Below are 10,285 nucleotides of genomic sequence, written 5' to 3' on the forward strand. Positions count from 1 at the left end.
GTAGTAGGTATCCTAATCATCGCCGAGCGTGTTTAGCTTGGGTCGCGCAGAAAGGTGGATGGCGTGAGCGCGCTGAGATGGATCGCCATTTGGACTAAACGACGGGACGGCTGACTGGTATGCGCGTTCAATTGATCTGGCGCCTTAAATGCAGGAAGGCTTCGCGGCCGGTACGAGGCGCATCCCTCCTCCGAAGCAGCACGCCCAAGTATCATCACAAGCCCCGAGCGCTCGCGTTCGGCGATGTCCAATTTCCGACAATGTCGGAATACAGTCAGATCTGCTGGATTGACTTTAAATGGTTTTCTCATTTGGCACAGCGCATGCTGGTTATCCGCAAACACGTGACCGACCAACAAGAAGTCGCATGATCACCTCACCAAAACATACAGCCGCGGAACAATCACTTGGCCCGAACTTGCTTATCGCCCTCCCCGTCACCACAACCGGAGCCATCCATGTCTGACGGGCTGCCCAGGATACCTACTGCGACCGCGCTTGCCCGGTGACGACCGCTCCGGCTCCGCCCGTTACCGACGAGGCAAAGTGACGGATTTCCTGCTTTTCAACGACATGGAGGTGGTTGTCATTCCCGCTGGGGGACAGACTCGGCCTGTTCAAGGCATTGCGCGAAGGCGGCAAGATGACGGCCACCCGTGCGCGAACTCAAGGAGCGCAGCCTGTATCGTGTATCAGGCAAATAGGCCGTGGGTCAGTGACCTTGACACAGGGGACATGCGCAAGGTCCTGAAGTTTGATGTAGCGATAGAAGGGTGCCAATGACAACAATAGCTTACAGGAACGGAACCATGGCTGGCGACGGCCGAGCCTTGGGTTTTGACTCAGTATCCGTCGGTGAGAAAACGAAGGTGTTTCGCTTATGCGACGGCACACTCATCGGCGTTTCCTCTTCGTCCTTGGGTATTCCAAAGGCCGTTCGAGACTGGGTCGAGAAGGGCATGGATGTTTCTGATATTCCTGTGCCGCGCAACGACGACAATTTTGAATTTGAGGCGCTGATAGTGCGCAAAAATGGGGAAGCCGTATTGTTGGACGGCAATTGGCTGCCAAGTGATCCCGTGAAAGGTGAATATTATGCCATCGGGAGCGGCAAGCAGTATGCTTTGGCCGCGCTGGTTTTGGGCAAGTCAGCTAAGGAAAGCGTCGAAGTTGCCGCGAAACTCGACGTTTGGACTGGTGGCACAGTCACTGCCATAACTCACTAAACCCGCCTTTCGGCGGGAGTGTGACAGTGCGAGCGTGGAAGTAGGGCGCCACCCCGGGGCACGTCGAGCCCTGTCATCTGCTTGCGTTGTTGGACATGTGAGCTGGTCCATAAGCGCGCGAAAGCGTCCAGTTGTGGCCAAAAGCACGATTTGCGACAGAACCGGCCCGCTTCTATGAGTATGGGCCGCTTTTTGCGGCCAGCGTGCTTGCCATCCTGCCGCCAGTGGCCGTCGCCTTCTTCTTCCAAGGTTACCTCGTCATGAAGTAGAGCACCACGATCTTGTCGGAGAAATCGGAAAGGCGGACGGCCCTTCCGTCCGCGTCGGCCAGTTCGAAAGGCGGCGCGGCCTGCTCGTCGATCGCCTGGAAGAACCTCTCCGCGCTGTCCCTCATCTTGTCGAGATCGGCGCCCGGATGGTGGGCCAGCGCGGAGGTCGCGAGGATCAGCGCCAGAAATTGAATCGCAAGCGACGGTTTCGCTTTCATGGACAATGCATTCCGGTTGGGGGCGTTCGAGGGCTCCGCGGCTAGGATTGGTCTCACTGTGTCTGCTCCCGCTCCCGGCGGCTCATCTGCCTGATAGGCGCGTTCCCGCTCGGGCCATGTGCTTTTGATGAAGGCCAGAACGGCCCGGATCTCCTCGTCGGTGAGGACATTCCCGAAGCCCGGCATGTCGCTCTGGTAGCCGCCGCCGACGACCGCGGCCGGTCCCGGCGCCGGCATGCGTCCCGAAGGCAGCGGGCTTTCCAATCGCGCTGACCTTCGCCTGGCTAAAACCGTCTTGCCTAGCGCTATCGCCGCGGCCGGGGCGCCGCCACCGGCCATCCGGTTGGCGAGCCAAGGCAATGTCCAGACCAATCCGAGGCCTGCCGCGGCCACGCATCGATAAGAGGACCGACGCCCTTCTCCTTTGCCGCCGCTGGAGAACAGGTACTTGATCAGCGCGGCCGTCCCGAGGACGAGCACGACGACGACAAGCAGCCACACCAGGCCCATGCCGAACATCATCATGCCGCTCATGCATTCCATCATCGAAGCCTCCTATTCCGTGGCGTAGACGCCGCCGGTCCCGTCAGACTTCCGGATTTCGAGAATCTCGAAGGGCGCTTCCTTCGTGCCACTCATGCCGGGGGAGCCCATCGGCATGCCGGGCAGCGTCATGCCCTTTGATGTCGGGCCGCTCGGTCAAGAGCTTGTTGACCGTGCCGACCGGCACATGGCCGCTCACCACATAGCCGTCGATGAACGAGAGAAGGCAGCCATCGGCTTCCGGCGGAATGCCCTCTTCGCGGCTCATGGCGAAAAGGTCGTGCGTCGGCCTTGACGGTGACAGCGAAGCCGTTTCCTGCAAATAGCCGGCATAACCTTCGCAGCAGCCGCATTGCGGGTTCTTGTAGAGCGTGACGTCCTTTCGCCGGCGAACGCCGGAGCGGCGCCTGACAGGATCGAGGCGAGGACAAGAGCTATCAGGGTATTGGACATTTTTGCTTCTCCTTCGGCTTGTGGACTGGTCAGGCGACCGGCCGCCTGGTGTTCGAGAACGTGGCAGTGGAACATCCAATTGCCGGGATTGTCGGCGACGAAGGCGATCTCGACCTTCTCGCGCGGCGAAACCAGCGCCGTGTCCTGCCATTCGCGACGTGGGGTGGGCTGGCCGTTGCGGGAAATCACCCGGAAGGAATGGCCGTGCAGATGGATCGGATCATGCCACGCGGTTGCGTTGGTCGTGGCGATGACGTGGCTCTTATTCCGCAAGAGCGTCAGCCCCGGCTTCATGTCGTGATTGGCCTCGTCGGCGGCGACGCCGTTGATGAACCAGGCGGTGCCGGAATTCATCGTCCTGCATCATGCGCCCGGACCCATGCTTTCACCCATGTCCTGCGCCACCATCTCGCCCATCATGCCGCCGGTGAAGACGACTTCGTTGCGGGACGCTGTATCGAGGTCCGGCTCCGGCAGCGGAATGGTCGGCAGGGTCAGCGGCCAATCAGGCACACGTGCCCTAAGCGGAGTGTCGGAATAAACAAGATCGACGAGCTCATATTCCAGCCCCTCGTAGAACTGGTCGAAGATCGAAAGCCGGCTGCCCGGCTTGCCCGTCATGTCGAGGATCAGATCGGTGCGCATTGCGGGACCCAGCACCACCCGCCTCCGGCGCGTGTGGCGTCACCGGCTGGCCGTCGAGCGCGATGACGGCCGGCCTGAAAACCCGTGAAGTCGGGACTGAAGATGCGTGCATTGGCGGCGTTGATCAGCCGCAGCCGGATGCGCTCGCCCTTTCTGACCGCAAAGGTATCCGGCACGCGGCCATTGATGGTAACCGTGTTGCCGACGCGGCCATTGTGGTGAATGTCGTGCCGGTTGCCGAAATCCTCGCTGATTGCGCCAGATTTCGTCAGCCCTCAGTCACCGAGCATCCAGGTCACCTCGCGATCGGCCCGCACCGCCTTCGGTTCCTCGATGATCAGCGGACCATAAAGTCCGCGCCCGACCTGTTCGAAGCTCCGCTGGTGCGGGTGATACCAGCAGATGCCGACGTCGACGGCGTCGAACTCGTAGACGAAGCGCTCGCCCGCTCCAATCGGCTTCTGCGTGAGGTGAGGCACGCCATCCATGGCATGTGGCACACGCACGCGATGCCAGTGCACGGTCGTTTTCTCGGCAAGGCCGTTCTCTACCTCGACCCGCACGCGCTCGCCCTGACGGACCCGGATTTCCGGGCCTGGAACGGGCCTTCGGCGCGCAATCGAGCCCGGTTCACCCGGCCCAATGGCGTCCACTTTGGGGGCGCATGCACTGCAGACCCGCTGGACCTGATCCGGGAGAGAATGGGCGCGGCGATTGGAATAGCTATGAAAGCGCATCGGACCGTGGAACTGCGCGCGCAGACTTTCGGAGGAAGGCTCGCTTTTAAGCGTTATCGTGCAACTCTGACCGTTCTTCGCCTTGGCGGGTGCCGCGGAAGAATCCCGGGTTCTGCGAGCGCTCCGAGAACACCTGCGGTCGATCCTGTACCACAATTTCGCGAAGCTCGATGCTCTCTACAAACGATGTCTTGGATTCTCACGCCCTTATTTCAGCACTTCGCTCGCTTGCCCGACTCGGCCGCGGTCAGCCTTCACCGCCAATTTTATTGGCGCAGCGACGTTCCTATCGGGTCAGGCGAGGCTTCTTGAACCTGCCGCTCTCTCGTTGCCCTGGCACGATTAATCGTCCTCTCAGTCTCGTCATTGGCGGAGTCGCTCCTGAGGCGCGCGCCGGCGAGTTCGAGGAGCGCGTGGCTATCTCCTCGGTCCAGCCGGATTCCGCTGCGCGCTCAGCCAATTCCTGGAAGGCCGATTCCAAGGCGAGCTGGCATTGAAGGCCGCGGTCCGGATGGTCGACTGGGCAGCTTGGTTCCACGATCGCAATGCTTGATCGCTTCATTGCAGGCCATGGGCTCTCGCCCTCTCCTTTTGCCACACGAGGCGCCAGCTCACGTGTTGTTGTTGGCGTGCGCCCCGGCAACCGCTTTCACCAGCCGCTCCGGCGATCCCGCGCGCTCCAGCTCCGCAAAGAATGATGCGGCGTGACGCTACCCAGCCGGTGCTTCTCGGCCAATTTGCACACATAGGGATAGTCGACCATGAAATCGGATCGAGGCGAGGCGTTGGACGTTTCAGTCTTGGTCTGAATGCCGCCGCCCACGAGCCGATCGGCCTTCTCGATGATTTGGCGCACCCTCGTTGTCGACAAGCCATGTTCCTGAGCCAGGTCGGCGAAACTCTTGCCCTTCAGAAAGCCGTCGACCAGGGCTATGTTCCTATCGACGGTCGGCTAAATCCCAGCAGGCGCGCAGTTTTCCAGCATCATTCCGTTTGTTCATCCGCTTGTCCGCGCCCCCTGCAAATCCTACCGGGCCAAATCGGTGCTTGGAAGACCCACTCATGTCATGGCCTCGGGAAAGTACCAGGCCGACGGTCATGTGAATACGAAAGATGCTGGCGATCACCATGATCGTTGGTGACCGCTGACCTCCCGAATGTCGGCTTCGACGGCACACCGGGAGCTCTCGGCAATGTTGAATAATTCCGTTTGAAGATGGTTGACTTCGTCGTCGAGGCTCGATCCATCAGGATCGGTATCGACGATTCTATATTTGAGGAACCCAAATTCGTTTGACTCGCGCAATTCGCTGTACGGCGTATCATCGCAAGCGCGGGATTGCGACATCCTGCGAAGTGCCCACGTTGCTGGAATCGATTTTGCGGAAGTAAAAAGGCCCCGGCGCTGGGTCGGCGCGCAGGGCCTTCAGGCATGTACGAGCTACCAGCATGTCCAGTTATGATCGTGCGCTATCATAATGAACAAACGGTGAATGATCGCTATCCGAGGTGCAGGGCGGGCGAGATGGTGGGGCGGTGGGGGACCTGTACCGCTGCAGCGGGGCCACGAGCAGCGACTCGAGCCATGCGCCACGCTGCAGGACCTCGATTTCGGGCCAAGCCTCGAGCCCGCAACTCGCCTTGCTTCTCGGAAATCATAAGGCTTTGTGGGGCGGTTAAGCAGCGCGATATGGCCGCGGCGATACGAAGTTTTCATCTTTACCCTGTTCAGACGGTCAGGCTGCCTTCGCCGCCGGCTTGGCTGCCTTGACACGGGTTATACTGCGGCGACCGTCGACGCCGATCGGAACGTCACCGTCAACCGTAGCGCGACGCACAACCCGGTGCTGGTCGCCATAGTCGTTGACCGCATAATGCTGGGTAGCACGGTTGTCCCAGATAGCGACGTCGCTTACTTGCCAGCGCCACCGCACGGTATTTTCCGGGGCAGTGACGTAGGACTGGAACACCTCGTAGAGTTTGGCGGAATCGCTCTTGGAAAGGCCGACGAGGCGCTGCACGAAATTGCCGAGCAGCAGCGACTTCTCCCCGGTTTCGGGATGGACGCGCACGACCGGATGCTCGGTCTCGTAGATCGTCGATGTGAAGACTTCCTCGAAGTGCCTCTTCTCTTCGGCTGTGGCGCGCGGGCGCACGGCTGCGTAGTCGTAGGCATTGCTATGAATAGCCCACAGATTGTCCGCCAATATTTTGAGCGGCGCCGGCAGATTCTCGTACGCGGCGTGCGTGTTGGACCAGATCGTGTCGCCCCCCGCCGCCGGAATGACGACGCCACGTAGGACCGAGAATTTCGGATAGGCATCGACGAAAGTCACATCGGTATGCCACTGGTCTGCCCTGCCACCGCCACGGCCGGAATCGAGATTGAGGATTGAGGCCGTGCCGGCTGCCGGCCCCTGCGTGGGATGAGGTACAAGGTTACCCAGACGCCGCGCGAACAATTCCTGCTCCGCATCGTCGAGGTGCTCCTGGCCGCGGAAGAAGATCACCTTGTGTTTTAGAAGAAGCTGGTTGATGGCTGCTATCGCTGCGTCCGAAAGGTCTCCGCCAAGGCGAACGCCTCTGATTTCAGCTCCGACACGGCTGGTCAGCGGTACAACGTCGGAGTCAAGAATGGTCCGGTTGACAAGGACTGGATTGCTCATGGGTTCTCCTGTTTGATCTTGAAAGGGATAGCAAGTCACATCCGGCCAGCGGATGTCCGCGCTGCGTTGAAAAGTCTCATCGCTAGTCGACAGAGCTATCGAACAGGATAATTGACGTAAACTATAGAAAGAATGTTCTAATTTAAACTGGCTCGACGAAAGAGCAGTCTCCGTTGCTCCGGTCTCGGTGTTGAGTTCTCTAAGGCTGCGCCACACCTTGGTCCCCACGCCGGCATATGATCTCATTGTGCAGCCCCGTGCTCGCACGCCCCGTACTGGCGAAACTAATTGCAAGCTGCTGCAACACGCCCCCCTGGCGGCCTGCACCGAAACGACGACAGGGGTGCATCTGATTAGCCGTGAACCCAGGTCTCAAAAACCATCCGGCGTGACGAGCGGACGCACCGCACGTGTGACACCCGCCTTGTGGGGCAGGGTTGCCTTTCTCAATCCCGGCGTTGGTCGACGTCCCAATGAGCAGCAAGCTATTATCGGCCGCCGAATCTTAGTGGCTTCGTCGAGAGCCTCAATCAACCAAGCGGCGAAAGCCTCGCTAGAGTCTCGCCCGCCTGTCGCTATGAAGCAGTTGCAGGCAGCGCTGCTTCAGGCGCATGAACTCGCCCGATGCAATGATTTCCGTTGCCCTGGGTCTTTCGAAGGGCACTGTTTCGATTCCCTTCTTCTTCGGCGCGCGGCTTGATGCCGACATACGGTTTCTTGACCTGCCGCCTGAACGGCTGCCGAAGCGGGTGCCCCGCCAGCGACCCCGACAATCCACTGTTCCGCAACTGCTGAAGAGCCGACTGCGCTCGCATCCCGATGCTGCGCAACGGCACTATGCCGACATTCTGGAGACCGCAGCCGCATGAGCCTCGAGATGTTCCGCCGACCGTCGACAAAGGCGTCCTCTCGCCTGCGTCCGCCATTTGCGTCAGTGCTCGATCTGATTGGGGAGACGCCGGTCGTCGAACTGAAGAGCTTCGATACCGGCAGGTGTCGTCTCTTCGTCAAGCTCGAAAGCCAGAATCCCGGCGGATCGATCAAGGATCGCATTGCGTTGTCGATGATCGTTAATGCCGAACAGCGTGGCCAGCTCGCGCGGGGCGGTACAATCATCGAAGCGACCGCTGGCAACACAGGGCTCGGCCTGACCTTCTGGCGGCACGAAGCGCGTGATCGCGTGTCCAAAAGCTGACAGCGTCAGACAAATGTCAGGTTCATTACAACCAACATCTGGGCACTGTCGAGGTTTTTCGAAGCAATGGGCGCTAACTGCGCGCTGAGCGCGTTGGCATGGTTTTTGAGACTGAGTGACTGTGACTGCACTCAATGGGGCAAGACGAGCGATCCGCTCCTCCCTGAACCCGTGTGCCGTCTCTGAGAGGAAACCAGCTCGTGCAGAAACCTTTGGAAATAGCTTTGGACCGCAACGTGGTATTGCAGATGGAGTCCCCGGCTCCTTCGATTAAAGTCGAGAACTGGCTGCGTGGCGAGCCCCTCACCAGCTTTGAGCCCGGCAAAGTGTGCATAGTCGAATTTTGGGCAACTTGGTGCGGCCCATGTGTGGACGGGATGCCCCATCTGATCCAGCTGCAGGAGAAATACAAGGACAACGGCGTTGAGATCGTCGGAGTCGCGGCTTCTGAAGACGCTCCAACGGCCGACGAGGCCCGAAGCACGTTGGACGCTTGGTTGACCGAAAAATTCCCGAATCTGAACTATCGGATCGCATTCGACTCCACAGGCGAAATGGACAAGCTTTGGATGGAGCCCAGCTTTTCTTACGGGGTCCCGACCTCGTTCGTGGTCGACCGAGACGGCCACATCGCCTTTATCGGTCATCCGACGCAACTCGATGAGGTTTTGCCGAAGGTGCTTAACGGCAGCTGGCGCATCAGCGATCAGGCAAAATCCGCCGATACGGAGCGGATTGCGGAAGGCGAAACCATAGCGCGCGAACAAGCGCTGACCAAGCCCATATACGACAAACTTCGGCCGGCAATGGAGGCCGAGGATTGGAAGACGGCGCTCTCGGCGATTGAAGAAGGCCTCGCATTGATACCGGACAAACTCAACTTCCGCGTGAGTCATGTCAATCTGTTGCTTCACAGAATGCGCGACATGCAGGCCGGCTTGCCCGTAATGCGCCAATTCGTTCGCGACGCGATCGACAGAAAGTCCGAGGGATGGATGTATTGGGCGCTATACCAACTCTTCGCGCCGGGCTTTGATTATTCCGGCTTTCCGTCTGCTGAGCGCTTCGCGATGGGCGAAGAGCTGTCCAAACACATCGTGGCACTGCCGCAAGGCGGCGGCTCTAAGTTCCTGTCTTATCCGGTGGTCGCTCAGTACTATCATGAGAGCGGCAACAAAGATCGCGCCATCGAGTTGGTCGAGCAGACACTGAAAGCGCTGGAGGGTCCGGAGCCTATCTCGGACGACCTGAAACAGCACCTTCTACCCGAGTTGCTGCAGGCTCTGGCCAACTACAAGGGTGAGAAGGTTTGTTACGGCGCTCTCTGTGTGGCTCCGCAAGAGGATTCTCCCAAAAGGTGAAAGGGGCGGCCAAGGAGGAAACCAAAGAGGGGCGAATGGCTTACTGGCCAATTCGTCCATTTCCCTGACGTGGATGTACAAATAGGTCGGCCCAGGCGTCCAGCCCAGCCTCGCCGTTACCGCAAACACGTGACCGAGCAAGGAGAAGACGTGCCTGATCAACTCACCAAAACATACTGCCGCTAAGGGTCTCCCGGACCCGTCAAAGATGGCACTGGAGTAAGGCTGGCAACATGAAGAAGGTTACTCAGCCAGCTCGGCGCTGCCCACCGATCCACCTGCGCCCACAGGCGGGGAAGACGGGGGACGCAGCCGACCGCCTGTCTCTGCGCCAGGCAAGAACGGAGGACAGGACGATGACGGAAGTGACGCCATCTGCGACGAACGGCCCGGCCGCGCAGACGAAAGCGCCAGCCGTCAAAAATCCGTCCATCGCCACTGGCCTGACCAAGATCGGGCGGACCCCTACCGGGTTCGCCGCCCACGGCCTCTACGATCCGCGCAACGAGCACGATGCCTGCGGCGTCGGCTTCATCGTCAATATGAAGGGCGTCAAGTCGCATCAGATCGTCACGGACGGCCTGGCGGTGCTCGAAAATCTGACGCATCGCGGCGCCGTCGGCGCCGACCCGCTGATGGGCGACGGCGCGGGCGTGCTGGTGCAGCTTCCCGACCGCTTCTTCCGCGAGGAGATGGCCAGCCAGGGCGTCGAACTGCCCAACCCCGGCCATTACGCCGTCGGCCATGTGTTCATGCCGCGCGATCCTGAGCTTCAGGCGCATATCGAAGGCATCATCGCCGAGGTCGCGCAGCTCGAAGGCCAGCCGCTGCTCGGCTTTCGCGACGTGCCGGTCGACAATTCATCGCTGTCAAAGGCGCCTGATATCGCTGCTTCCGAACCGGTCCAGCGGCAGGTGTTCCTGGGTCGTGGCGCCGAGATAGAGAGCGACGACGATTACGAGCGGCGGCTCT

Annotated in this window: 11 protein-coding genes and 2 pseudogenes; 6 read left to right on the top strand and 7 right to left on the bottom strand. The window is 60.1% G+C overall.

Annotated features, from left to right (window positions below; translation table 11 throughout):
• Positions 1–809: 809 nt before the first annotated feature.
• Positions 810–1,226 (top strand): hypothetical protein, encoded by a 417-nt coding sequence (locus tag EOA78_RS33585; RefSeq protein WP_063169404.1) that lies wholly within the window; start codon positions 810–812, stop codon positions 1,224–1,226.
• 250 nt (positions 1,227–1,476) lie between these two features.
• Here the strand turns inward: EOA78_RS33585 and EOA78_RS38015 are convergent, their stop codons facing one another.
• From EOA78_RS38015 to EOA78_RS37570, 5 genes are all read right to left on the bottom strand, one after another.
• Positions 1,477–2,259: a redoxin domain-containing protein gene (locus EOA78_RS38015; protein ID WP_244529185.1), complete on the bottom strand. Its 783-nt coding sequence runs from the start codon at positions 2,257–2,259 to the stop codon at positions 1,477–1,479.
• 40 nt (positions 2,260–2,299) lie between these two features.
• Positions 2,300–2,524 carry a DUF411 domain-containing protein gene (locus tag EOA78_RS37555; RefSeq protein WP_236372580.1) on the bottom strand — a complete coding sequence of 75 codons (225 nt, stop codon included), beginning with the start codon at positions 2,522–2,524 and terminating at the stop codon, positions 2,300–2,302.
• On the bottom strand, positions 2,521–3,063 hold the full coding sequence (locus EOA78_RS37560; RefSeq protein WP_236473613.1) for a multicopper oxidase domain-containing protein: 543 nt from the start codon (positions 3,061–3,063) through the stop codon (positions 2,521–2,523). The genes EOA78_RS37555 and EOA78_RS37560 overlap by 4 nt, the downstream gene beginning before the upstream one ends.
• Before the next feature lie 9 nt (positions 3,064–3,072).
• Positions 3,073–3,369: a hypothetical protein gene (locus EOA78_RS37565; RefSeq protein WP_236473614.1), complete on the bottom strand. Its 297-nt coding sequence runs from the start codon at positions 3,367–3,369 to the stop codon at positions 3,073–3,075.
• 260 nt (positions 3,370–3,629) lie between these two features.
• Complete coding sequence (locus tag EOA78_RS37570; RefSeq protein WP_236473615.1) at positions 3,630–3,917, bottom strand: multicopper oxidase domain-containing protein; 288 nt, start codon at positions 3,915–3,917, stop codon at positions 3,630–3,632.
• A 482-nt stretch (positions 3,918–4,399) separates the two neighbouring features.
• On the opposite strand from EOA78_RS37570, the gene EOA78_RS36320 reads away from it, so the two are divergent.
• Complete coding sequence (locus EOA78_RS36320) at positions 4,400–4,588, top strand: hypothetical protein (RefSeq protein WP_158302651.1); 189 nt, start codon at positions 4,400–4,402, stop codon at positions 4,586–4,588.
• Positions 4,589–4,740: 152 nt separating this feature from the next.
• Here EOA78_RS36320 and EOA78_RS33620 read toward each other — a convergent pair whose 3' ends face one another.
• A complete protein-coding gene (locus tag EOA78_RS33620) occupies positions 4,741–4,962 on the bottom strand; it encodes a hypothetical protein (RefSeq protein WP_127319836.1) in 222 nt (73 codons plus the stop codon).
• An 865-nt stretch (positions 4,963–5,827) separates the two neighbouring features.
• Positions 5,828–6,757, bottom strand: coding sequence for a TauD/TfdA family dioxygenase (locus EOA78_RS33625; protein ID WP_091600626.1), 930 nt, complete (start codon positions 6,755–6,757; stop codon positions 5,828–5,830).
• Between the two features lie 611 nt (positions 6,758–7,368).
• On the opposite strand from EOA78_RS33625, the gene EOA78_RS33630 reads away from it, so the two are divergent.
• From EOA78_RS33630 to EOA78_RS33645, 4 genes and pseudogenes are all read left to right on the top strand, one after another.
• Positions 7,369–7,626, top strand: a complete 258-nt coding sequence (locus EOA78_RS33630) for a hypothetical protein (RefSeq protein WP_091600625.1) — start codon at positions 7,369–7,371, stop codon at positions 7,624–7,626.
• Positions 7,627–7,634: 8 nt separating this feature from the next.
• A pseudogene (locus EOA78_RS33635) lies at positions 7,635–7,907 on the top strand (pyridoxal-phosphate dependent enzyme); the annotation flags it as partial.
• Positions 7,908–8,200: 293 nt separating this feature from the next.
• Positions 8,201–9,313 (top strand): TlpA disulfide reductase family protein, encoded by a 1,113-nt coding sequence (locus EOA78_RS33640; protein ID WP_126095612.1) that lies wholly within the window; start codon positions 8,201–8,203, stop codon positions 9,311–9,313.
• 356 nt (positions 9,314–9,669) lie between these two features.
• Positions 9,670–10,285 (top strand): annotated as a pseudogene (locus EOA78_RS33645) (glutamate synthase subunit alpha); the annotation flags it as partial.

Origin of the sequence: Mesorhizobium sp. M5C.F.Cr.IN.023.01.1.1 (assembly GCF_003997585.1) — a bacterium.
GTDB lineage: Bacteria > Pseudomonadota > Alphaproteobacteria > Rhizobiales > Rhizobiaceae > Mesorhizobium > Mesorhizobium wenxiniae.